Genomic DNA, 23670 nt, shown 5'->3' with positions numbered 1-23670 from the left:
CTCCTAACCGAGTAAACTGACCTGGGGACCCCAGGTGTCGGACAGGGCGAATCCCGAGGCGAAGGGGTCGTCGTCGGAGATGCGAAGCTGTTCACGGCCATAGACGAAGGCCCGGCCTGATATTCTCGGCATCACGGCGCGGCGACCGCCGACCTCGGCCTCGCCGATCGCCTCGGCGAGAAACTCGCCGCCGATGATCGACCGCGACGTTCTGCGGTCGCCGACCACGACCTCGCCGCGGGCGTAGAGCGTCGCAAGGTTGGCCGAACTGCCGGTCCCGCAGGGCGAGCGGTCGACGCGGCCGGGCTGCAGCGTCGTGCAGGTCCTTACCGCGCCATCGGCTTCGCGACTGCGGAACATCACGTAAGCGATCTCATCGACGCCGCTCAGCACCGGATGGGCAACCGAAACCTGACCTGCGAGCAGCGACTTGAGCTCGATCCCGGCTTCCGCCAGCTGCCGGGCATTGGCCGGCGTTATGTCGAGGCCGAGCTGATCGATGTCGACGAGCGCATAATAGACGCCACCGAAGGCGACGTCGATCTTGATGCGCCCCCATTTCGGCGTCTCCACCTCCCGGTCCAGCACTTCGGCAAAACTCGGCACGTTGTCGAGGCTGACGGACAGGCAGCGCCCATCGCGACAGGCGGCGCGCGCGACGATGAGGCCGGCGGGTGTGTCGAGACGCACCAACGTTTCCGGCTCCGACATCGCCACCCGGCCGCTTTCGAGAAGCGCGGTGACGACGCAGATGCAGTTGCTGCCGGACATCGGATGAGCGCGGTCGGCCTGAAGGACGATGAAGCCGGCATCGGCATCGACGCGCGTCGGCACCACCAGCAGGTTCACCGACATGGCGACATTGGCGCGCGGCTCGAAGGTCACGAAGCGGCGCAGGCTGTCGTCGACCCTGTTAATGTGGTTCATCTTGTCGAGCATGGTCGCGCCGGGTATTTCGGGCGCCCCCGACAGGATGACCTTGCCGATCTCGCCTTGGCAGTGGACCTGTAGCAGTTCGAGGCTGCGGTCCCAATTCATTCGGCCACCTCCGGTTTGATGTACCAGCCCCACGGATCTTCGCCGACGAAGCGGGTGATCTGCTTCGTCTCGAGATAATTGTCGAGGCCCCAGCGGCCGAGTTCGCGGCCGATACCGGATTCCTTGTAGCCGCCCCAGGGCGCTTCGGTGAAAGTCGGCTGCGAGCAGTTGATCCAGACGATGCCGGCGCGGAAGGCGGCCGCAACGCGCTCGGCCTTGACGTCATCCTTCGACATGACGGCGGCAGCAAGGCCGAAGCGGGAATCATTGGCGAGCTCGATCGCCTCCTCTTCGGTCTTGAACGCTCGGATGCAGACGACAGGCCCAAAAATCTCCTCCACCCAGGCGGCGCTGTCGAGCGGAACGTCAGTCAGAATGGTCGGCTGGAGGTAATAGCCCTTCACGAACCCTTCAGGGCGCGCTCCGCCGCAAGCAATTGTGGCACCTGCCTGCCTTGCCGCTTCGATTGCTGCAACGACCTGCTCATGCTGACGTTTTGAAACCAGCGGCCCGAGGAGCACGCCCTCGTCCAGACCGTTGCCGATCTTGATCTTTTTCGTTTCCTCGACAAGGCGCGCAAGCAGCCGTTCGTAGATGCTGTCCTGCACGAGGACCCTTGACGTCGCCGAGCAGACTTGGCCCTGGTTCCAGAAGATGCCGAACATGATCCATTCGACCGCCGCGTCGACATCGGCGTCCTCGAAGACGACGAAGGGCGACTTGCCGCCGAGTTCCAGGCTGACACGCTTGATGTCGCGAGCGGCGGCAGCCATAATTTTAGAACCGACCGGTCCGGAGCCGGTAAAGGCGAGCTTGTCGACTTCTTTATGATCTATGATTGCCTGCCCGGCGACCGATCCGGCGCCCGTCAGAATGTTGAGCACGCCGGGTGGGAGCCTAGCCTCGTCGGCAATCGCCGCAAGTTCGAGCGCCGTCAGCGATGTCAGTTCGGCAGGCTTCAGCACGACGGTGCAGCCGGCGGCGAGCGCCGGGGCAACCTTCCAGGCAGCCATCAGCAGCGGATAATTCCAGGGAATGATCGCGCCGGCGACGCCAAGCGGCTCGCGTACCGCTTTGGAGGTGAAGCGCGTGTCGGGAAGCGCGATCGTCTCCTCGGGATTGTTGTCGAGCTGTTCGGCAAGGCCCGCATAAAAATCGAAGCAGCCCGCCGCGTCGGCGACATCCCAGTCGGCCTCGGGGAAGGGCTTGCCGTTGTCGAGAACTTCCAGCCGGGCGATCTCAGCCTGGCGGGCACGGATGCCGTCGGCGATGGCGCGGAGATATCGGGCGCGCTGGGCGCCGGGCAATTTCGGCCAGCCGTCCTTGTCGAAGGCGCGGCGTGCCGCCTTGACGGCGAGATCAACATCTTCAGCGGTCGCTGCGCCGATCGTCTGGATCACTTCTTCCGTCGCCGGATTGGTCACCGTGCAGGTGCCGCCCTTGACCGGCTTCACCCATTGTCCGTCGATATAAAGTTCGCTTCGCATGTTCACTTCCTTTCGCCTTGCGCCGATGCGCTCAGAAGCGGTCGACGCGATAGGGTTTCATGGCCACGGGCGGCTCTACGCCCGTGATGAGATCGGCCATCAGCCGGCCTGTTGTGGCCGCATAGGTGAGGCCGAGATGTCCATGGCCCGTCGCGTACCAGACGTTGCGGCGCTTGGCGGACGGCCCCATGACTGGCACGGTGTCGGGCAGCGCCGGGCGATGCCCCATCCACTCCGTCGCTCCTCCGGTCTTCAGCTCCGGCAATGCCTCCCGCGCTCGCTTCACCAGGATCTTCGCGCGCCGATAATCCGCAGGCTCATCGAGGCCGGCCATCTCGACCGTGCCGCCGACGCGGATGCCGCCCGCGGTCGGCGTCACCATGAAGGCGCGCGCCGGCCAGATGATCGAATGGCGCATCGAAATGCCGGGCTCCATGATCTGCGTGTGGTAACCGCGCTCGGTTTCGAGCGGAATATGCTCGCGCAGCAGGGCGGAAAGCCGGGCGGTGAAGGCACCGGCCGCGAGCACGACCTTCCCCGCCGCTACCCTTCGCCCGTCCGCCAGGCGAAGGGCGGAGATACCGGCCTCGCTTTGCTCGAAGCCGACGACGTCACCCCGCACGATCCTGCCGCCGAGTGCCTCGAACCTTTCGGAGAGAGCAATCACGAGCTTGTAGGGATCAGTGATCGACCGGTTGTCAGGAAAGAGCACCGCCTTGCCGATCTTCGTCGTCAGGGCCGGCTCGAGGTCGCGGATGGCATTGCCGCCGAGGATTTCGTGCCGGAAGCCGAAGCGCTCCAGGATTTCGATATGCTCCCGATCCGCCTTGAACTCGGCCTCGTCGGCATAGAGACTGAGGCAGCCCTCGGCCGTCAGCATCTGAGTCAACCCGGTCTGCTTCAGCAGCGCATCGAAGTCTTCACAGACGCGCCGGCAGAGAACGGCGCCGGCGGCCTCCAGCTCCCGCAGCTTCGAGGGGCGGCTCGCCGCCAGGAACCTCAGAAACCACGGCACCAGTTTCGGCATGTAACCGGGCCGGACACGCACCGGTCCCTCCGGATCGAGCAGCCATTTCGGCATCTGCGCCCAGATGCCCGGACGCGAAGCCGGCATGAATTCGGTGACGGCGATGCTTGCCATATTGCCGTAGGAGGCGCCCTTGCCCGGCGCATCGCGGTCGACGAGCGTCACGGCAAGGCCGCGGCGCTGGAGTTCATAAGCGATGGTGACGCCGATGATGCCGGCGCCGACGACCACGATGGATGACACGAAGAACCTCGCAATTTCAGGTGGGGCCGAGGCGGTTTGCTCGCCCCGGACCGGTTATTCGTTACCAGTTGAGGATCGGCTCCATAGCCGCCCGGAACTCGGCCTTTTCCTCGGCCGTCAACTCGCCGAGCGGCGCACGGCACTGCCCGACCGGCAGGCCCTGAAGTTCGCAGCCATACTTGATCTTCTGCACGAACTTACCGCTTTCGAGGATGTTCATCGCCCGGTAGAGCGTTTTCATCTGTTCGCGCGCCTTGTTCAGATCGCCTGCCTTGAATGTGCGGTCGAGATCACAGCAGGCCTTGGCCATGCAGTTCGACGGCCCGCAGATCCAGCTTGCAGCGCCCCAGAACATGAAGTCGAGCGCGATGTCGTCGGAACCGCTGACGAGCTGAATCTTGCCCTCATAACGGCTGGCGATTTCGATCGCCCGCTGCAACACGCCCGAGCTTTCCTTGATCCCGATGACGCGCCGATTGTCGGCAAAGTGATCCAAAAGCTCGAAGCTGATGTCGGCACCATCCTTGGCCGGATAGGAATAGAGGACGAGGTTCACATCGACGGCGCCGAGGACGGCTTCATAGTGCTTGATGAGCTCGGCTTGTGTCGGGCGGGTGTAGAATGGCGGCGCCAGCAGGACAGTGTCATAGCCGATGTCTCTCGCCAGCGCCGTCTGCTCGATCACCTCGCGGGTGGCGGGCGCATTGGTGCCTGCGATCAGAATCTCGCCCGGCCTGGCAAAGTCCTTGACGAACTGCAGCACATCACGGCGCTCTTCCCTGGATTGGCTGAAATATTCTCCGGTCGATCCGTTCGGAACCCAGCCGGTCACGCCTGCCTCGCGCAGATGGATCAGAAGTCTTTCGAACGCCTTGAAGTCGATCCTATTGTTGACATCGAAGGGAGTGATGAGCGCGGGCATAACGCCGGAAAGTTTCATGGGATGTCTCCTGTCCTGGGAACGGCTGTTTCTAGATTGCAAGCTTCTTGAGGATACGTCCCTCGATGAGGGAAACGGCCCGCGTGAGGGGGAAAGCGATGATGAAGTAGATGAGGGCGACGACCGTCAGCACTTCGACGGGACGGGCCGTGTTGTTGGAGATGTTCTGGCCGACGAACATCAGGTCCGCCATGCCGACGGCCGAGACCAGGGCACTCTCCTTGAAGAGGCTGACGCAGTTCGACAAGAGCGTCGGAATGGCCCGCAGCACCGCCTGCGGCAGCACGACGTTGACGACCTGGACCCTGTTCGGCAGGCCAAGCGCAACGCAGGCGTCCAGCTGCTCCCGGCCGATCGACTTGAGGCTTGCCCGGAAGGTCTCGCTGGTGATCGCGCCCATGTAAAGCGTCAGCGCGATCACGCCGGACGCAAGATTCGAGAGCTCGACGCCGAGCAGCAGCGGCAGGCAGAAGAAGATCCAGAAGAGCTGGATGAGAACCGGCGTGCCGCGGAAGAATTCGACATAGATGCCGGAGATCGCGCGAAGCGCTGGGTTGCGCGACGTTTTGGCCAGGCCGACGAGGAAGCCGAGGGAACATCCGAGCACGATGCAGATGACCGTCAGCTTGATCGTCATCCAGAGGCCGAGCAGAAGCGCATTTTCGAAACGCAGCAGGATCGAGAAGTCGAGCGTCATCATCCTGGCCTCCTAGCTGACGAGGATCTGGCGGCGGCGTTCGAGCAGGCCGACGATCTGGGTTATCGGGAAGGACACGGCGAAATAGATGAGAGCCACGACCGTAAAGGTCTCGATCGGCCTGTAGGTCTCGGTGGCGAGCGTCTTGCCCTGATACATCAAGTCCTGGATCGCCACGATCGCAACGAGCGCGCTCTGCTGGAAGATGACGATGCCGTTGGTCAGGAGCACCGGGATCGAGGCGCGGAAGGCCGTCGGGAAGATGATGTAGAGCACGCGCTGGAGCGGGTTGAGGCCGAGCGCGATGCCGGCATCGAGCTGTTCGCGCGGCACCGCCTGGATCGAGGCGCGGTAGGCCTCGGCGTTGAACGCCATGAGATTGAGCCCGAGCGCCATGATGCCCATCGTCATCGGATCGAGGAAGACGTCGAACAGCATCGGCACGCAGTAGAAGATCCAGACGATCTGGACGATGGCAGGCGTGCAGCGGAAGAATTCGACGAACAGCATGAAGGGTAGCCGCAGGACCCGATAGGGACTCATGATCAGCAGAGCGAGCGCGAAGCCGAAGACGATGCCGATGACATTCGCCGCCGCCGTCAGCTGCAGTGAAACCCACAGGCCCTGAAGAAGCGGAGCAAGGGTGACTGCGTTGAAGTCGAACGTGTAGTTCACGGCATGCCCTCCCTACTGCTTGATGTGGAAGACGCGGTCGATGAATTCCTTGGTGCGCTCCTCGCGCGGCGCGGCGAGCACCTGTTCGGGAGGCCCGTCCTCGACCACCACGCCACCGGCACAGAAGATCACACGCGAGGCGATGTTCTTGGCGAACCACATGTCATGGGTCACGATCATCATCGGCATGTCCTGGGCGGCGAGTTGCAGGATGACCTGCTCCACCTCGCTGACGAGCTCGGGGTCGAGAGCCGAGGTGACTTCGTCGAACAGCATCAGCTTCGGGTCGAGCATCAATGCGCGGGCAATGGCCACGCGCTGCTTTTGGCCGCCGGAAAGCTGCGCCGGATAGGCCTTGGACTTGGCGCCGAGCCCGAAGCGCTCGAGCAGCGCCTGGGCGCGATCCGTCGCCTTTGTCTTGGCTTCTCCGCGCACCTTGCAGGGGGCGAGGATCAGATTCTGGGTTACGTTCAGATGCGGAAACAGCGTGTAATGCTGAAAGACCATGCCGATCGAGCGGCGGACATTGGTGTCGATCTCAGTCTTCTTGGCCGCACCGGCGGAAGAAATATAGGGCTTCCCGTCGAAATTGATCGACCCGCTGTCGATTTGCTCCAGGCCCATCATCACCCTCAGCAGCGTGCTCTTGCCGCCACCGCTGGGGCCGATGACGACGACGCGTTCGCCGGGCTTCATTTCGATGTCGATGCCTTTCAGCACCTGGATTGCCCCGTTGCCGTAGCTTTTGTGGAGCGCCTGCATTTTCACGAGGGGAAGGCTGAAGGACGTGGTCATGCCAATCTCCGCTGATCGAAGCTGGGAGGGCCGGCGCTCCTCGCACCGGCCCGGCGAGGTTACTTCGCGCCCTTGAGCACTTCGTCGACGGCCTTGCGGATCAGCTCATCGACATGGCCGGTCGCGACCTTCTCTTCGAGGAAGATGTCGACGACTTCGACATCGGCCGCCGAAAGCTGATGCGGCAGGCCGAAGGCGACGCCCTGCTTGGCAAGCGCCGGCGTCGGGTTGAGCGCCACCGCCCAGTCCGGGTTCGACTGGGTGAAGAGCTGATTGGTGTCGGAGGCGTCGACCAGGATGTCGGCACGCTTCGAGGTGACCGCCAGGCGGGTCTCGTCATTGCCGGGAAGACGCATGATCGTGGCGTTCTTCACCGCTGCGGAAATCGCCTTGTCCTGCGCCGTGCCGGACATGACGGCAAGCGTCACGCCCGCCTTGTCGATATCGGCCACCGAAGCGGCGCCCGGCGCAATCTTTGGGTTGTTTTTGTTGTAGGCGAGCGATATCTGGTACTCCATCGCTGGAACCGAGAACTGCACGGCCATGGCGCGCGCCGGCGTGCGGTTCAGCGCCAGCGACATGTCCCATTTGCCCGCCTGCAGGCCGGCGACGATGTTGTCCCAGGTGGTATCGACGAATTCGGGTTTCACCTTCAGCACGTCGGCGAATTCCTTGCAGAGATCGGCAAAGAAGCCGGAATATTCGCCTGTCGCCGGGTCGCGCATGACATAGGGCGGCGCGACGGCCGCGCCGCAACGCAGGACACCCGCCTTCTGCACGCCCTGCCAATATCCCTCGGCAGTCTGAGCCTCAGCGGCGGTTGCGGAAAGAGCTCCCATCAAGGCGAGCGCAGGCAGCGTCCGCAAGGCGGACGTTATCAAAGAAAGCATCGGGCATTCCTCTTTTTGTTGTGCGCAGAAAGGCGCGGTTCCACTCGTCGGCTCTGGCCGTTTCTATTATTTTGTGTCGGCTGCGTGTCGACTGACGAAAATATGTCAACAGCGTGTCGACAAAGTCAAGCGGAAAAATTACATTGCCGACACGCTGTTTTTCTGGCCCAATGGATCGGCGTCTGGAGAAAGGGACTTAAGTGTCTGAAGAATCGGAAGTGAAACGGATCCGCGGCACCGGCTGGAAGAACGTCTATGAAACACTCCGCAACGAGATCCTGTCGCTCGCTTTGCCGCCCGGTCAGCTTCTCGACGAGACGACGCTGGCCGAACGTTTCGACATGTCGCGTTCGCCGGTGCGCGAAGCGCTGATCCGCCTCGGCGCCGACGAACTGGTCGTGACGCTGTCGAACCGAAGCACCATCGTCGCCCCCATCGAGGTTGCGACCTTTCCCAAATATGTCGAAGCGCTCGACATCGCGCAGCGCATGAATACGCGGCTTGCCGCCGCGCTCAGAACCGAAGCCGACCTGAAGATCATCGCCAAGCGGCTGAAAATCTTCGAAGCGGCGGTGAAGACAGGCAATCACCTCGCCATGTCGGAAGCCAACAAGAATTTCCACATGGCGATCGCCCATGCCGGAAAAAACCAGTATCTCGCCTCGTTCTACGAGAAGCTGCTGTCGCAGGGCCAGCGCATGCTCCACCTGCATTTCGAATATCTGGAGCGGACCCATGAGGGGTATCTCCTAACCGACGAACATGCACTGATGCTCAATGCCATCCGGGACAAGAACGTGGATCTGGCCGACGAACTCGCCCACGCCCATACGCGCCAGTTCCAGGACAATTTCATCAACTTCATGCGCGAGAACTACACGACGGATGTCGCGCTAGGGCCGCTCAGAGCCGCGGAGTGATCAAGTGAACGACAAAAGCATCGGATTCGTCGGAACCGGCGTGATCACCGAGGCGATGGTTCGCGGGCTTCTCGCTGAGCCGGCCTATGCCACCGAGATTCATGTCTCCCCGCGAAGCGCCCACATTGCGGAAACGCTGGCAGCCGAATTCGCAGCCGTGAGAATTGCCGAGGATAACCAGGATGTCGTCGCGCGCAGCGACATCGTGTTCCTGGCTATACGGCCGCAGATTGCCGAGGAGGTCGTGCGGGAACTGTCGTTCAGCGGCCGGCAGACGGTCGTCAGCGTCGTCGCGGCGACGGAACGCCAGGCCCTCATCGACTGGATCGGCGCCGACGTGCATCTCGTGCAGGCGATCCCCCTGCCCTTCGTCGCAGCTCGCCAAGGCGTCACCGCCATCTACCCGCCTGACGATACGGTCGCAGTGCTGTTCGACACGCTCGGTGCCGCCGTCCAATGCCAGTCGAGGAAGGAATACGATCTACTCGCGGCCGCGAGTTCGATGATGTCGACCTATTTCGGGATCATGGAAACGGTTGCCGGCTGGCTGGAAAGGAGCGGCCTAGAAAGGGCGAAAGGCCATGCCTACATTGCCCCGCTCTTCGCAAGCCTGGCGCAGAAGGCGAGCGGCCCGGGCGCTGAGCCCTTCAGCACGCTGAGCCGCGAATTCGCGACCAGGGGCGGGCTGAACGAGCAGGTTCTGTCCGACTTCGAGAAAAAGGGCGGCATCGCGGCGCTGACCGGAGCGCTCGACGGCGTGCTTGCCCGCATAGAGGGCAGGAACTAAAAGGTAGGCGGCGTGCAGGCGCTGATGACCTCGCAGGCCACCGGCCCGACGCAGCGGAACCGGTGCGGGCGCCTGCTTTCGAAATAATAAGCGTCACCAGGCCCCAGCACGCGCCGTTCGTCGTCGACCGTGACCTCGAGCCTTCCCGAGAGCACGATCCCGCCCTCCTCTCCCTCGTGGACAAGAGGAATTTTTCCGGTGTCGGCGCCCGGTTGGTAGCACTCCTTGAGCATCTGCAGGCTGCGCCCGAACAGGGTTTCGCCAACCTGCTTGTAGGAAATGGCACCCTTGCCGATCTCCACCAGTTCCTCGGCCGCGTAGAAAGCCTTTTTCGGACGTTCGGGTTCGAAGGCGAAGAATTCCGCCAGCCCGATCGGAATGCCGTCGAGAATTCGCTTCAAGGCTCCAACCGAGGGATTGGAGGCGTTCGATTCGATCAGCGAGATCGTCGAGTTCGGCACGCCGGTGCGTTTGGCGAGTTCACGCTGGGAAAGCTTGTGGGCGAGGCGAAGATGGCGAAGGCGGCTGCCGATGTCGATTGACATGATGCGGTCCGTTTGCGTTGTTCAGAATATCTAAAACATGTCAGCTGAACCGATATATTTCAACAGCTTGCGCTGGCGAAGAAAAGGACTTGTTTGCAAAAGAGAAATCACCATTCTCGACCCATCCCTAAGGAGGCCAGAATGGATCAGTTGAACAAGACGAACGCGCCCGTACTCGAAAATTTCTGGATGCCATTCACGGCGAACCGGCAGTTCAAGGCCACGCCGCGGCTTTTGGCCGCTGCGGAAGGAATGTACTACACCGACGTCGATGGAAACCGGGTGCTGGACGGCACGGCCGGACTCTGGTGCTGCAACGCCGGCCACGGCCGCAAGAAGATCGCCCAGGCGGTCGAGCGGCAGCTTGCCACCCTCGATTATGCCCCGACCTTCCAGATGGGGCATCCGATCGCCTTCGACTTCGCCGCGAAGCTGGCTGCGAATGCGCCGGGCGGTGCTGACGCCAAGCTCGACCGGGTCTTCTTCACCGGCTCCGGTTCGGAATCGGTCGATACAGCGCTGAAAATCGCCATCGCCTATCAGCGCGCCATCGGTCAGGGCACCCGCACCCGCATCATCGGCCGCGAGAAGGGATATCACGGCGTCGGCTTCGGCGGCATTTCCGTTGGCGGTCTCGTCAATAATCGGCGAGTCTTCCCGCAAATCCCGGCCGACCACATGCGCCACACGCTCGACGTCGAGCGCAACGCCTTCTCCAAGGGCCTTCCCGCCCATGGCGTGGAACTGGCCGATGATCTCGAACGCCTGGTGCAGTTGCACGGCGCCGAAACCATCGCCGCCGTCATCGTCGAGCCGATGGCGGGATCGGCGGGCGTTATCCTGCCGCCGAAGGGATATTTGGAGAAGCTGCGCGCGACGGCCGACAAGCACGGCATCCTGCTAATCTTCGATGAAGTCATCACCGGCTTCGGCCGTCTCGGCACGCCTTTCGCAGTGGATTATTTTGGCGTCGTGCCTGATCTGGTCACAACGGCGAAGGGCCTGACCAACGGCGCTATCCCCATGGGCGCGGTCTTTGCCAGCCGTAAGGTCCATGACGGACTTATGGTCGGACCTGACAATGCGATCGAACTCTTCCACGGCTATACCTATTCCGGCCATCCGGTCGCCTGCGCCGCGGGGCTCGCGACCCTCGAAATCTACGAGGAAGAAGGGCTGCTGACGCGTGCATCCGAGCTGGCCGAGTATTGGCAGGACGCCCTCCATTCGCTGAAGGGCCTGCCTGGTGTGGTCGACATCCGCAATCTCGGGCTGGTCGGCGCAATCGAACTCGCTCCGCGTGACGGGGCACCGGGAACCCGTGCATACGACGTCTTCGTCGATTGCTTCAAGAAGGGCCTGCTGATCCGCGTGACCGGCGATATCATCGCGCTTTCTCCGCCGCTGATCGTCGAGAAAGACCAGATCGACACGATCGTCTCGACGATCGGCGATGCACTGAAGCGCGCGGCATAATCCCACCGCTTCCTGCCGATGCGGTGGCGACCCGGCCGCCGCATCGGCTTACTCCAGAGGCACGCCAAGCCCGACTTTGACCCGGTCCATCGCAACAAAGGTGCGGAAGCGCTTGACGTTGTTGTTGCCGAAGAAGAGCCGCCGGGTGAGTGCCTCGTAATCAGCCATCGACGGCACGACGATCACAAGAATGAAATCGGCTTCGCCGGTGACGTAATAACATTGCTGGATTTCCGGCGCGGCTGCGAACTCCGTCTTCGCCCGCTCGATCTGATCGGCGGTTTCGCTGATCACCTCCACCTCGACGAAGATCGTGATGGACTGCCCGACTGCCTCCGGCGCGACGACCGAGACGTCCGCCCGGATCACCCCTTCCTCCCGCATCCGCTTGATCCGCCGCTGAACGGCCGGCGCGGACAGGTTCACTGCATCGCCGATCGTGCGCTGCGGGGTCATATTGTCCCGCTGGAGAATGGCGAGGATCTTGCGATCAAAGGCATCGAGCGGCGATGGCTGAACGCGCTTGCTCAAATGGGGACCCCGACGAAACAAAATTGCAAACAGACGCCCAGATATCAGCGCTTTTTCCGTGGGCGATGCAATAGAGTTCAGCAACTTTACGAAATTGAGGTTTGCCATGTTTCTGTTGAACACAGCCGCCGACTATCGTCTGCCGCTTGATCCGCGCGATGAGAACACGCTCGGCATTGCCGCCGCCGAGGACGTGGAGTACTACCTCGGCTTCCGTGAAGACCATGCGATAACACCGCTCGTCGCCCTGCCGGGGTTGGCGCGCGACATCGGCGTTGCCGCCATCCACGTCAAGGATGAAGGCCATCGTCTCGGTCTCGGAAGCTTCAAGGCGCTCGGCGGCGCCTATGCGGTGATCCGCCTCGTTCTCGAAGAGGCGGAGCGGCGGCTTGGGCGCGCAGTCCATATGGCCGAGCTGCACTCGGAAGAAGTCCGAGCCATTGCGCGCGGAATGACCGTTGCCTGCGCCACCGATGGCAATCATGGCCGCTCCGTTGCGCAGGGAGCGCAGCTCGTCGGGGCGCGCGCCGCTATTTTCGTCCACTCCGGCGTCAGTGACGAGCGCGTCGCCGCCATCGCCCGCTTTGGAGCCGAGATGATCCGGGTTGCGGGCACCTATGACGACTCGGTGCGCGAGGCGGCTCGCGTGGCCGAGGCGAAAGGCTGGACCATCGTCTCGGACACCTCCTGGCCGGGCTATGAGCGCATCCCCGGCATGGTAATGCAGGGTTATACCGCGCTCGTCCGGGAAGCGCTCAGGCAGATGCCGGAGCCGCCGACGCATGTGTTCATTCAATCCGGCGTCGGCGGCATTGCCGCGGCGGTCGCCGGCCATCTGTCGATCGCGCTCAGCGAGCGGCGTCCCGTCTTCACCGTCGTCGATCCCGCGCGCGCGGCATGCCTCTTCGAGACGGCCCATGCCGGACATCCCGTGACGATCGCCCATGGCGAGCCGACCGTCATGGCGATGCTCGAATGCTACGAGCCCTCCCTCGTCGCGTGGCGAATTCTTTCCCGCACCGCCGACGCCTTCATGACGGTGGAAGAGACGGATGCGACTGGGATCATGAACCGCCTTGCCGGTCCCGCTGCCGGTGATCCCGCCATCGTCGCCGGCGAAAGCGGCGGCGTCGGCCTCGCAGCCGCCATCAAGGCCGTCGCCGACCCGTCGATCAAGGCAGCGCTCTCGATCGACGGCCGCTCCCGCATCTTCGTCGTCAACACGGAAGGCGCGACGGACCCCGGCAAATATGAAGAGATCACCGGGCTGCCGCCCGCCGCAGTCACCGCGAAGAACCGGAAAGGAGCCTTGACATGACCAGTCCATCCATCAACGCGGCGCGTCTCCTCGGCCGCATCAGGGCGCTCGGCGGGATCGGCCGGGATAACGACGGCCGGCTCGTCCGACTGGCAGCTTCCGATACGGAAAAGCTCGGCCGCGACCAGTTCGTGGCATGGGTCAGGGAGGCGGGGCTCGAAGTCGCCGTCGATCGCATCGGCAACATCTTCGGCATATGGAAACCGGATAGGGCGGCAGACGAAGCCCCTATTCTCATCGGCTCGCACATCGACACCGTCATCGGCGCCGGCATCTATGACGGCTGCTACGGCACGCTTTCGGGGCTCGAAGTCATCGAGACACTGAAGGCGGAGGGCCTGACGCCATCCCGGCCGATCGCCGTCGCGGCCTTCACCAATGAGGAAGGCGTGCGCTACGCGCCCGATATGATGGGATCGCTGGTCTATGCGGGCGGCCTCGATATCGATGCGGCGCTTGCCACCATTGGCACCGATGGAACGGTGCTTGGCCGCGAACTCGAGCGGATCGGCTATGCCGGCGAGCATCGACCGGGTTTCCTCAAGCCGCATGCCTATATCGAGCTGCATATCGAGCAGGGACCAGTCCTCGAACGCGAGGGCATTCCGGTCGGCGTCGTCGAAGATCTTCAAGGCATTTCCTGGCAGCGGGTGACCATCACCGGCGACGCCAACCACGCGGGGACGACACCGATCTCCATGCGCCGCGATGCGGGCCATGCCGCAGCTCGGGTCGTCACCTTCCTGCGGGAGCGAGCGAAAGCGTCCAACACGCCGACCGTCGCCACGGTCGGCTGCATGAGTTTCGAACCGAACGCGATCAATGTGATCCCGTCGCGGGCGATCTTCACGGTCGATCTGCGCGATCCCGACGAGGATCGCCTCAGGGAAGAAGAGGCCGCGCTCGCTAATTTCCTGGAAAGCCTATCGACCGAGGAGCAGGTCGGCATATCCGTGGAAAGGCTTGCGCGCTTCGAGCCCGTGAAATTCGACCAGAGCATCGTGCGGCTCGTAGAAAAGGCTGCGCGGGAACGGGGTCTTGCCTGCCGGCGAATGACATCGGGCGCCGGCCACGATGCGCAGATGATCGCAAGGATTGCCCCGTCGGCGATGATCTTCGTCCCGAGCGCCGGCGGCATCAGCCATAATCCGAAGGAATTTACGGCCGACGAGGATCTCGTCGCAGGCGCCAACGTCCTGCTCGACGTCGTTCGTCGTCTCGCTACGGAAGGAACGCCGAAATGAGCATCGACAGGAACACGCTTCATGCCGAGATGACGGCGTGGCGACACGATCTCCACGAACATCCCGAATTCGGCTTCGAGGAACGGCGGACATCCTCCTTCGTGGCGGCCAAGCTGCGGGAATTCGGCTTCGACGAGATCGCCGAAGGCGTCGGCGGCACCGGTGTCGTGGGAACACTGAAGCGCGGCAGCGGCAACCGCGCCATTGCTCTGCGCGCCGACATGGACGCGCTGAGGATCAACGAACAGTCGGACCTGCCGCACCGCTCGAAAAACCCCGGCGTCATGCATGCCTGCGGCCACGACGGCCACACCACGATGCTGCTCGGCGCGGCAAAAATACTGGCTGAGGAAGGCGGCTTCGATGGCGCCGTGCGCTTCATCTTCCAGCCGGCCGAAGAATGGGGCAAAGGGGCGCTCGCGATGATGGCCGACGGGCTCTTCGAACGGTTCCCCTTCGACGAGATCTACGGAATCCATAACATGCCGGGGCTCGGCGTCGGCAATTTCCGCACGCGCCCGGAAGCGATCATGTCGGCCGAGGACAATTTCGAGATCACCTTGACCGGCATCGGCGGCCATGCCGCGCGGCCGCACTGGGGCAATGAGGTGCTCGTCGCCGCCTGCGCGCTGGTCACCAACCTGCAGACCATTGTCTCCAGGCGGCTCGATCCGGCCGATATCGGCGTCGTCTCGGTCACCGAACTGATCACCGACGGCACGCGCAATGCGCTTCCCGGCCTCGCCCGCATTCTCGGCGATGCCCGCAGCTTCAGCTCCGAGATCAGCGAGACGATCGAAAAGCAGATGCGGGTGATCGCCGAAGGCACGGCCGCGACCTATAACGTCAAGGCCGATGTCGTCTATACTAGGGAATTCGTCCCTCTGCTGAACGACCCTGCCTTGACGGAGGAAGCGCTTGCCGTCGCGCGCGATCTCTACGGCGAGCCGAATGTCGCCATCGAAAGCAAGCCGATGACGGGATCGGAAGATTTCGCGCAGTTCCTGTCAAAGGTGCCGGGCTGCTTCGTCTTCCTGGGTAATGGCGAACACTCGCCGCCGCTGCATAACCCGACCTATGGCTTCAACGACGATGGCCTCCTGCACGGCGCAGAATTCTATGCGGGAATTGCACGCCGGCGGCTCCGGCCAAGCTGAATTCTAGAGCGGGAACCGCGTCGGAGCTCTAGCGCTTCACGGTCTGTGAGGGCAGCTGACCGAAGCGCTTCTTGTATTCGGCGGCAAAGCGTCCGAGATGGGTGAAGCCCCATCTCAGCGCGATATCACCGATGGGCTGCGTTCCGTCTAATTGCAGCAGCTCGCGATGGGCGGCAACCATCCGGATTTCATGCAGGTAGGCGATCGGAGTGGTGTTCCTGAACTGCCGGAAACCCTGCTGCAAAGTCCGAACGCTTACCTTGGCCGCCATGGCGATCTCGCTGAGCGAGATCGGATCGGCGATGTGCTCCTGCATGAAATCCATGGCCCATTTCACATGGCGGGGGGCCGGGAGCGGAGCGGCACGCGCCAGCTCCTCTGAATAGTGATGCGGACATGTCTCCAGAAGCAGGTACACCGCCGCGTCGCAGAGCGATCTGACGGCCAGAGGTGAGCGTTGTAGCAAGCCGTTGCCGCTGAGGCCGCTGTGGAGGTTTGAGACGAGTTGTTGCAGGAGGAATCCCGGACCGACCGTCAGATCAATGTCGGTATGGAAGCCGACATCGCCGCTGATCGTCCGCTCGCACATATGGGAGAGCTGCGCGGCGATCTTGGCACGGTCGATGAAAAGACAGAAATGACTGCGGGGGCCAACAATACCCGTTCCACTGACGCTGCCCTGTTCCAGGATCACGCCGCGACCGGGCACCGAATATGTCGGCTCTTGCTTGCCGCCGAACCACATCATCCCCTGCTTTGGCAGAAACATAGCCAGTTTATCGGCGACCCCTTCCCGCTTGCAGAAAATCCTGCCTTCATAAGAGCAATCGGCAACGCTGACATCTTCCATCGAGATGAAATTGCAGCGGTATGCAATCGGCATCGTGCCTTCGGTCGAAACCCTTATGGTGGATCTCGGCGTCGACAGTGCTTCCGCGAGTTGATCCGCGTCGGTTCCGTTATGCACCGTTGCCCGAAACGACATATTCGCCACGGCCGATGATTGGACCACGCTGCCTGGGGCATGCCGATCGGGGCTAACGGACATTCGTGACCTCCTACAGTGATGCCCGCGAATAAAAAGCGATTTGTACCATATCGTTTATCCGCCTGTCGTCCATTTCGCGTCAGCCGTATCGGCTAACGGCAAGATCCCTGGCGTCGATATCGGGCGTACGGCCGCCGACGAGGTCGCCGATCAGCCGGGCCGAACCGGTGCTCATGGTCCAGCCGAGCGTGCCGTGACCGGTATTGAGAAAGAGGCCCTTGATCTTCGTCGGACCGATGACCGGCGTGCCATCGGGCGTCATCGGGCGCAGGCCGGACCAGAAGGAAGCCTTGGAAACATCGCCGCCGGGGAAGAGATCGGTGACGGAATGTTCGAGCGTGCTGCGGCGCGCCAGGCCGAGATCGTTGGTATAGCCAGAAATTTCGGCCATGCCGCCGACGCGGATCCGATTGCCGAGCCGGGTAATCGCAATCTTGAAAGTCTCGTCCATGACGGTCGATTCCGGCGCGCGTGACGCATCGGTAATCGGGATGGTGAGCGAATAGCCCTTGACCGGATAGACCGGCAGGCGGATGCCGAGCGGCTTCAGCAGCAGCGGCGAGTAGCTGCCGAGCGCGACCACCACAGCCTCCGCGCTCATCCGCTCGTGGTCGCGATCGGGATCGCGAGCGGTGACGACCCCGCGCACAAGGCCGGCCTCGACATCGAGCCCCTTGATCGTCGTGCCGTAGGCGAAGCGGACGCCGAGAGCCTCGGCTTTGGCGGCCAGCGCATTGGTGAACTTGAAGCAGTCGCCGGTTTCGTCCTTCGGCGTCAGCAGGCCGCCGACGATCTTCTCGCGCACATGCTTCAGCGCCGGCTCGACGCGGATGCAGCCATCCCGGTCCAGCACATCATAGGGAATGCCGTCGGCGGCGAGCGCCTTGACGTCCTTGGCCGAAGCATCAAGCTGCTGCTGCGTGCGGAACAGCTGCAGAGTTCCCTGCATGCGTTCGTCATAGGCGATGCCGGTTTCGGCGCGAAGCTCGGCGAGCGCGATGCGGCTGTAATCGGCAAGGCGCAGCATGCGGCTTTTGTTGATCGCGTAGCGCTCGGAGGTGCAGTTCGACAGCATCCTCGCCATCCAGGAGAGCATGGCCATGTCCAATTTCGGGCGCAGGATGAGCGGCGCATGTTTCATGAACAGCCATTTCATGGCTTTCATCGGAATGCCGGGTGCCGCCCATGGCGAGCAATAGCCGAAGGAGACTTCGCCGGCATTGGCAAAGCTCGTCTCCAGCGCCGGCCCCGATTGCCGCTCGACGACGGTAACCTCATGGCCTGCCTTGGCCAGCTGATAAGCGGAAGTGACACCGACGATGCCGGCACCCAGAACGATGACTTTCATGATGTCCCCAAGAATGCAGCCAGCCGGCTCTCAACGATATTGCCTGTGATACCGATCGCCGAGACCGGTCAGGATTTCATAAGATATGGTGTCGGCATCGCGCGCAATATCCTCAAGCGTCTGATGCGGACCGAGCACTTCGACGAGACTGCCGAGCGTCAGCGCGCCTTCGGGCAGCGCCGACATATCGACCGTGATGCTGTCCATTGAAACGCGGCCGACGATCGGCAGGCGCGTGCCCCTGTAATAGACGGCGCCGCGGTCGCTGAGGCAGCGCGGCAGACCGTCGGCATAGCCGGCGGCAATGGTGGCGAGACGCATTTCCCGTTGCGCGATATGCGCGCCGCCGTAACCAACCTTCGTGCCCTGTGATACGGTCCGCGTCTGTACGACGGCGACATCGAGGCTGACGACCGGCTCCATTGGGTTCGTCGTGCCGGCGCACGGAGCGCCGCCATAAAGCGCGATGCCCGGCCGGGCGAGCACGCCGTGATAGGCCTCGCCGAGGAAGACGCCGCCGGAATTGGCGAAGGAAACGTCGAGCCCTGGAAATTCGTCGGCGATGCAGGACATTTCTGCCAGCTGGTCGCTATTCTGCTCGCCATCGGTCTCATCGGCCGAAGCCAAATGGCTCATGATGAACAGGACTTCGATATTGGTGCCATTGCGAAAGGATGTTGCCAGATCCGCCCTTTCCTCCGGGGGAAAGCCCAGCCGCGACATGCCGGTGTCGAATTGCAGGACAGCCGGCAGGCAGCGCTTCAGCGCGCGCGCCGCCGCCGACCATTGCTGCCATTGGGCGAGCGAATTCAGAACCGGAACAATATTCATTTCGACGCAGGCAATTTCATTGCCCGGCTGCAGGCCGTTCAGCACGAAAATCTGCGCGTCCTGCGGAAGCACCGGCCGGAGCCTCGCCGCCTCGACGAATTGAGCAACGAAGAAATGCCGGCAGTCTTGGCCGTAGAGCGTTTTCGCCACCTGTTCCGCGCCGAGGCCATAGGCATCGGCCTTGACGACGGCGCCCGCTCGAACCGGCGCCAGCATCGACACCAGCTTGCGATAATTGCGGCCGAGTGCAGCAAGATCGATTCTGAGATAGCCTGTGGCTCCCTGCGCGATCGTGGCGGTACCGGCATGGGAAACCAAAATATCGCTGTCCATGTTCACCCTCTTATTCCAGGCAATATATGAAAGAATGAGCGATATTACCGGTTATTTTGTCGTCTATTATTGCATGATTTGCATATTATGCGCATGATCCGCGAAAGTTCGGAACAATCGATCATGCCCGCTCTTGACACGACAGATCGCAACATCCTGAGGCTGCTGCGCCTCGACGCCCGCATGAGCAATGCCAAGCTGGCCGCCGAGGTCGGCCTCTCGCCATCGGCCTGCCTCAGACGCATCAAAATCATGGAAAAGACGGGCGTGATCCGCGGCTATACCGCGCTTCTCGATACGGGCAATGCGGATGCGATGATTGCCGTCATCATCAACATCACCCTCGAACGGCAGACGGAAGACTATCTCGACCGTTTCGAGGCGGCTGTCCGCCGCCATCCGGAAATCCGCGAATGTTTCCTGATGACAGGTGGATCCGACTACCTGCTGCGCGTGGAAGTCGCCAATGCCGGCGAGTTCGAACGGATCCATAAGGAGATATTGTCGGCCTTGCCAGGCGTCCTCAGGATTCACTCCAGCTTCTCGATCCGAAACGTTCTGGCGACGCGCAGCAGGGGCAAACGCTGAGCAGGAACCGGGCAGACTTATATCAGTTCGAGCGCCGTCGCCTTGGCGACCGCTTCGCTCGTCGTCGCGACGGTCAGTTTCCGGCGCGCCGAGGCGAGATAGAGCTGCACCGCGCTGACCGAAATGGACAATCGGGCGCCGATCTGCTTTGCCAGAAGGCCATTGGCCGTCATCTCAAGGCATTGCACCTCGCGGCGCGACAGTTGTGCAAAATCCGCAACCGCGCGCATGCCCGACAAGACCATTGCCCGGTCGTGAAGATGATGGGCGAGAAACTGGAGGTCGCGCATGCTGTCCACGCGGAACTGCCGCCAGTAGGCATCGGGATGATTGGAGGTGACCGTAAACAGCGATCGCTCGCCCTGAGGTCCCCGCACCGGCAGGGTCACGCCCTGCCGGCCGACGCCGAAGGCCATCGCCTCCTTGAAGAAGCCGTGCGCCCGGCCTGTATCCCATTTCGACGCCGACCACTCCACCGGCAGGAAGCCGCGCCGGCCGAGACGCACGACGGGATCGATGCTGAAGTAGTCCCGCTCAAGATATTGTTTCACCCATTCGGGCGGATAGGTCAGCATCAGCAATGGATTGCCCGCCGCCGCCCCTGCGAAACGGGTCACATGCAGAACCATGTGCGAGATCGCATAGATATGGCGGACTTCGTCCAGCGCTGTTTCCAGATCCTGCAGTGTCGGCGATGCGGAGATCCGCTCCAGACAGTAGAAAAAACGAGAACTGCTCAGCATGAGTGGACTCGTGGTTGTGAAATTTCCTAACTGCTCGCATTAGTAACATCTCGCGAGTGCCGAGAACAGCATATTTTTCAACAGCCGTGGCGCGACATGAAGAACAGGTTAAAAACTGACGATCCCACTACAAAGCGGCGGGACAGCGACTCCGATTACCGCATGCCGGCATCGACAAGGGCTCCGGCAGGATTGGGAGAGGCTTGCTCCTGAAGTTGGGACAGATTGGCCCTAAGTGTCCGACAATTCTCCGCCGTCACATCCCATAGGCCAACATACAGCTTGCCGATCTCCGGCCGGGATCGGGCAAGCGCCGTCGGTCTCCAGCCGATCCTGCGGTACACAGCAATCATCGCGGCGTCATAGACGCCGACAATGCTCTCGATCCCGGTCTCGAGCGCAAGATCGCAAAGCCCTGAGAGCAGCTCCGTGGCGACTGCCCGCGATTGCTCCATTTGCCCGGCATGCGGATGAAGGCAAAAGCGGGTACATTCCCAGGTCGTCGGGCTATCGACGTCGATGGGCTGGTCGAAGAAATGCCGGAACTCGCTTTTGAGCATCGTCGCTCCGGTGGTCGGCAGCAGGCGCAGCGAACCTGTCAGCGTGCCGGAAGGTTGGTGCGTGACGAGATAGACGGGATCCTCAGCCTCGTCGTATCGGTCCCTTTCCCACCCATCCCTGACATCGACCTGCCATCCCAGCCGATCGCGAAAGACGGCGGCGCGAGCCCGAAACATTTCATCGAAAGCACGTCGATCGGTATCGAGCATGTCTTTGGTGAGTATCCGCAACATATCGGTCCCTCCTGATGTGCTGACGTTTCACAACAGGAGGCCGAGCGGGATCAATCTGGATATTTCACCAGGTTGACCAGTGCTTGGTTTTGTCTTCCCCTTCCATAAGAAGTTCCTGATGTTCGCCGATCGGAAGCTCTTGGTTATTGCCAAGTTTAAAGCAACCAAAGGGGGGATTCTTGATGACCTACGACATGGCACGCGGCAGACGTATTCGAGAGGCGATATCCCGGGGCAAGTTCCGGAAAGTTCACGCCCTGGCGGCCGAACTAGACGTGTCCGTCGCCGCCGTCTCACGCTGGCAGAATGGCGGTCATACCTCGCTGGAAAGCGCCTGCGCGCTCGCCGATCTGCTGGATGTCTCCCTCGACTGGCTGCTGCTCGGGCGCGGCACGATGGACTGGCATAGGAACAGCGCGATCTCTCCCACGGAATTGCAAATGGTTCTGGCGTTGCGCAACCGGTCTGCGGCAACACGGTCCAATCTCGTTGGGCTGGTCGAATCCATCCCGCCGGAGCACCCGTAAAGCCAAGCGCAATTCTCTGAGATTTTTTGACCTGAGCTCAACACGTTTAGGTTGATAAAAAGAAGATCGTCGACGATCTTTCACGTTAAAGGTTCAGTTGCACCGAGGGCAGACGGCCAGCCACCCTGCCCTCCGCAGAGACCTTGTATTCACTCTCAACGCCCATTTGGCCGCAATATTTCCTCGATCTGATCACGGCAGGTCTCAACGATTTGGAGTCAGTCAATGACAGTTGCGCTTTGGAGTCAGTCAATGACGGGTGCGAACCCGGCCCATATCGGCGCCAATGCGCCTGCCGTCAAACCGCGGCCTGCCTTCGCGCAGACCGATCTGGTCGCATTGTCGCGCTATTTTGCTCTTCTGATGATGCGCAACATCACAAGCGATGGATATGTCATTGAGGATCCCACATCGCCCGGCGTCTTTTCGGCCCCCGGCTGCATCATTGCCGCCCCCTCCTACCCAGCGAATACGCCGGGGGTCGACCAGGACTACGTTTTCAACTGGGTCCGCGACGGGGCCATTACGGCCATCGAAATCGCGCTTGCCGGCTTGCTGCCCGTTCCGGGCGGAGTTTTGCCGAGCCTGGTCGACTATGTGAACTTCGCCGCGCTCTGCCAGGCGAATGCGAAGAATTCCGACGCCGTCACACTTGGCCACGCCTGCTTCACCATCACCGGCGAGGTTCGTCCGTGGTCGGAGCAGAATGACGGGCCGGCCATTCAGTCGATTGCGATCCTGACCCTGTTCGATCAGCTGGATGGCGCCACGCAGACGATCGCCAAACAATTGATCGAGACCAACCTCGCTTATCTTCTCGAAGTCTACCAGAACAAGACCACAAATCTCTGGGAGGAATATGAGGGCTATTCGTTTTTCGCAAGAGCCGTACAGCTCCGCTTTTTCCGGGAAATTTCCACAAACACGATCGGCATTGCGGTGCCTGCCGGGGTGGCCGATGCCATCTCCTGGCTGGAAAGCCAGCTGGCCACCCATTGGAACGGGCAGCTCTATGTGAGCATTCTGGATGCTGCGGAGCAAGCCGGTTATGACGCGAACATCGATATCGTCTCTTCGGTCTGCTATGGCGGGATCGAGCCGACCGATACCAAGCTTCTGGCAACGGCGGCCATCTTGCGGCGCCAGTGGGCCGATCCTTCGTCTTCGAACTATTACCCGATCAATGGCGCCGACGCCGCCAAAGGGCTCGGACCACTCTTCGGGCGCTATCCAGGCGACCATTACGATGGCGATGTGGCGGCTCCAGTGGTCGGCGGGCATCCCTGGGCCCTGTGCACCGCCAACTTCGCCGAGTTTCAATATCGGCTTGCCAATGCCATCGATGCCAGCGGCGCCATCCCCCTCGATCAGTTCTCCGAACCCTTCTTCGCGGAACTGGGACTTGGCGCATCCAGCAGCGCCGCCGAAGCGTCGGCTGCCCTGCGGGCTTCGTCTGACGTCATGCTGCGCGCCATCGTCTATCACAGCGATCACTACGAGCTGAGCGAACAGTTCGATGGTACCGTCGGCTACGAGAAAAGCGTCCGGAATCTGACCTGGAGCTATGCTTCCTTTCTCTCCGCAGTCAGAGCCCGCTCTGCCGGCGCCGCGGCCGCCAAGTCCAAACCCCGAAACTCCCGCGGCCCGAGATCATGACGATTTCAGGCCGCCCAGCCTGAAATCTCGAT

24 protein-coding genes are annotated in these 23670 nt (G+C 62.1%); 9 read left to right on the top strand and 15 right to left on the bottom strand.

Annotated elements, in window-relative coordinates:
* Nucleotides 1-3: 3 nt before the first annotated feature.
* The 8 genes from QWJ46_RS23630 to QWJ46_RS23595 all read right to left on the bottom strand — a co-directional run bounded on the left by QWJ46_RS23630 (nt 4) and on the right by QWJ46_RS23595 (nt 7792).
* Nucleotides 4-1038, bottom strand: a complete 1035-nt coding sequence (locus QWJ46_RS23630) for a proline racemase family protein (RefSeq protein ID WP_302754191.1) — start codon at nt 1036-1038, stop codon at nt 4-6.
* Complete coding sequence (locus QWJ46_RS23625) at nt 1035-2525, bottom strand: aldehyde dehydrogenase family protein (protein ID WP_302754190.1); 1491 nt, start codon at nt 2523-2525, stop codon at nt 1035-1037. The genes QWJ46_RS23630 and QWJ46_RS23625 overlap by 4 nt, the downstream gene beginning before the upstream one ends.
* 31 nt (nt 2526-2556) lie before the next feature.
* A complete protein-coding gene (locus tag QWJ46_RS23620) occupies nt 2557-3795 on the bottom strand; it encodes an FAD-binding oxidoreductase (RefSeq protein ID WP_302754189.1) in 1239 nt (412 codons plus the stop codon).
* A 61-nt stretch (nt 3796-3856) separates the two neighbouring features.
* A complete protein-coding gene (locus QWJ46_RS23615) occupies nt 3857-4735 on the bottom strand; it encodes a dihydrodipicolinate synthase family protein (RefSeq protein ID WP_302754188.1) in 879 nt (292 codons plus the stop codon).
* Between the two features lie 31 nt (nt 4736-4766).
* Complete coding sequence (locus tag QWJ46_RS23610; protein ID WP_302754187.1) at nt 4767-5435, bottom strand: amino acid ABC transporter permease; 669 nt, start codon at nt 5433-5435, stop codon at nt 4767-4769.
* Nucleotides 5436-5444: 9 nt separating this feature from the next.
* Nucleotides 5445-6107: an amino acid ABC transporter permease gene (locus tag QWJ46_RS23605; RefSeq protein ID WP_184459143.1), complete on the bottom strand. Its 663-nt coding sequence runs from the start codon at nt 6105-6107 to the stop codon at nt 5445-5447.
* Nucleotides 6108-6119: 12 nt separating this feature from the next.
* Complete coding sequence (locus tag QWJ46_RS23600) at nt 6120-6902, bottom strand: amino acid ABC transporter ATP-binding protein (RefSeq protein ID WP_184459144.1); 783 nt, start codon at nt 6900-6902, stop codon at nt 6120-6122.
* A 59-nt stretch (nt 6903-6961) separates the two neighbouring features.
* Nucleotides 6962-7792, bottom strand: a complete 831-nt coding sequence (locus QWJ46_RS23595; RefSeq protein ID WP_184459145.1) for an ABC transporter substrate-binding protein — start codon at nt 7790-7792, stop codon at nt 6962-6964.
* Nucleotides 7793-7992: 200 nt separating this feature from the next.
* Between QWJ46_RS23595 and QWJ46_RS23590 the strand changes: the two genes are divergently transcribed.
* Nucleotides 7993-8712: a GntR family transcriptional regulator gene (locus tag QWJ46_RS23590; protein WP_302754186.1), complete on the top strand. Its 720-nt coding sequence runs from the start codon at nt 7993-7995 to the stop codon at nt 8710-8712.
* A gap of 4 nt (nt 8713-8716) precedes the next feature.
* Nucleotides 8717-9499: a pyrroline-5-carboxylate reductase gene (locus QWJ46_RS23585; protein ID WP_302754185.1), complete on the top strand. Its 783-nt coding sequence runs from the start codon at nt 8717-8719 to the stop codon at nt 9497-9499.
* Here QWJ46_RS23585 and QWJ46_RS23580 read toward each other — a convergent pair.
* Nucleotides 9496-10044 (bottom strand): cupin domain-containing protein, encoded by a 549-nt coding sequence (locus tag QWJ46_RS23580; RefSeq protein WP_302754184.1) that lies wholly within the window; start codon nt 10042-10044, stop codon nt 9496-9498. The two genes, QWJ46_RS23585 and QWJ46_RS23580, sit on opposite strands and share 4 nt — an antisense overlap.
* Before the next feature lie 141 nt (nt 10045-10185).
* Here QWJ46_RS23580 and QWJ46_RS23575 point away from each other — a divergent pair, with 141 nt between their 5' ends.
* Nucleotides 10186-11520 (top strand): aspartate aminotransferase family protein, encoded by a 1335-nt coding sequence (locus QWJ46_RS23575; protein WP_302754183.1) that lies wholly within the window; start codon nt 10186-10188, stop codon nt 11518-11520.
* A gap of 48 nt (nt 11521-11568) precedes the next feature.
* Here QWJ46_RS23575 and QWJ46_RS23570 read toward each other — a convergent pair whose 3' ends face one another.
* Nucleotides 11569-12051, bottom strand: a complete 483-nt coding sequence (locus QWJ46_RS23570) for an Lrp/AsnC family transcriptional regulator (RefSeq protein ID WP_302754216.1) — start codon at nt 12049-12051, stop codon at nt 11569-11571.
* Between the two features lie 106 nt (nt 12052-12157).
* On the opposite strand from QWJ46_RS23570, the gene QWJ46_RS23565 reads away from it, so the two are divergent.
* The 3 genes from QWJ46_RS23565 to QWJ46_RS23555 are packed head-to-tail and all read left to right on the top strand — an operon-like array spanning nt 12158 to nt 15770.
* Nucleotides 12158-13369 (top strand): diaminopropionate ammonia-lyase, encoded by a 1212-nt coding sequence (locus QWJ46_RS23565; RefSeq protein WP_302754182.1) that lies wholly within the window; start codon nt 12158-12160, stop codon nt 13367-13369.
* A complete protein-coding gene (locus QWJ46_RS23560) occupies nt 13366-14613 on the top strand; it encodes a Zn-dependent hydrolase (protein ID WP_302754181.1) in 1248 nt (415 codons plus the stop codon). Before QWJ46_RS23565 ends, QWJ46_RS23560 begins: the two co-directional genes overlap by 4 nt.
* On the top strand, nt 14610-15770 hold the full coding sequence (locus tag QWJ46_RS23555) for a M20 aminoacylase family protein (protein ID WP_302754180.1): 1161 nt from the start codon (nt 14610-14612) through the stop codon (nt 15768-15770). The genes QWJ46_RS23560 and QWJ46_RS23555 overlap by 4 nt, the downstream gene beginning before the upstream one ends.
* A 28-nt stretch (nt 15771-15798) precedes the next feature.
* Here QWJ46_RS23555 and QWJ46_RS23550 read toward each other — a convergent pair whose 3' ends face one another.
* The 3 genes from QWJ46_RS23550 to alr form a co-directional block, all read right to left on the bottom strand.
* Nucleotides 15799-16818 carry an AraC family transcriptional regulator gene (locus tag QWJ46_RS23550; protein WP_302754179.1) on the bottom strand — a complete coding sequence of 340 codons (1020 nt, stop codon included), beginning with the start codon at nt 16816-16818 and terminating at the stop codon, nt 15799-15801.
* 79 nt (nt 16819-16897) lie between these two features.
* Nucleotides 16898-18166 (bottom strand): D-amino acid dehydrogenase, encoded by a 1269-nt coding sequence (locus QWJ46_RS23545; RefSeq protein WP_302754178.1) that lies wholly within the window; start codon nt 18164-18166, stop codon nt 16898-16900.
* 30 nt (nt 18167-18196) lie between these two features.
* Nucleotides 18197-19330, bottom strand: a complete 1134-nt coding sequence (gene alr, locus QWJ46_RS23540; protein WP_302754177.1) for an alanine racemase — start codon at nt 19328-19330, stop codon at nt 18197-18199.
* Nucleotides 19331-19453: 123 nt separating this feature from the next.
* Between alr and QWJ46_RS23535 the strand changes: the two genes are divergently transcribed.
* Nucleotides 19454-19918, top strand: coding sequence for an Lrp/AsnC family transcriptional regulator (locus tag QWJ46_RS23535; protein ID WP_302754176.1), 465 nt, complete (start codon nt 19454-19456; stop codon nt 19916-19918).
* 17 nt (nt 19919-19935) lie between these two features.
* On the opposite strand, the gene QWJ46_RS23530 is transcribed toward QWJ46_RS23535, so the two are convergent.
* Together QWJ46_RS23530 and QWJ46_RS23525 are read right to left on the bottom strand one after the other, a co-directional pair.
* Nucleotides 19936-20661, bottom strand: a complete 726-nt coding sequence (locus QWJ46_RS23530) for a LuxR family transcriptional regulator (RefSeq protein ID WP_184459157.1) — start codon at nt 20659-20661, stop codon at nt 19936-19938.
* Nucleotides 20662-20816: 155 nt separating this feature from the next.
* A complete protein-coding gene (locus tag QWJ46_RS23525; RefSeq protein WP_302754175.1) occupies nt 20817-21455 on the bottom strand; it encodes an acyl-homoserine-lactone synthase in 639 nt (212 codons plus the stop codon).
* 182 nt (nt 21456-21637) lie between these two features.
* Between QWJ46_RS23525 and QWJ46_RS23520 the strand changes: the two genes are divergently transcribed.
* Nucleotides 21638-21982 (top strand): helix-turn-helix domain-containing protein, encoded by a 345-nt coding sequence (locus tag QWJ46_RS23520; protein WP_184459159.1) that lies wholly within the window; start codon nt 21638-21640, stop codon nt 21980-21982.
* Between the two features lie 225 nt (nt 21983-22207).
* Entirely contained in the window at nt 22208-23638 is a 1431-nt protein-coding gene (locus QWJ46_RS23515) for a glycoside hydrolase family 15 protein (RefSeq protein WP_302754174.1), read from the top strand.
* Nucleotides 23639-23670 lie beyond the last annotated feature (32 nt).

The organism is Rhizobium sp. CBN3, from assembly GCF_030518245.1.
GTDB lineage: Bacteria > Pseudomonadota > Alphaproteobacteria > Rhizobiales > Rhizobiaceae > Rhizobium > Rhizobium aethiopicum_A.
This window is presented reverse-complemented; position numbering and strand designations above follow the sequence as displayed.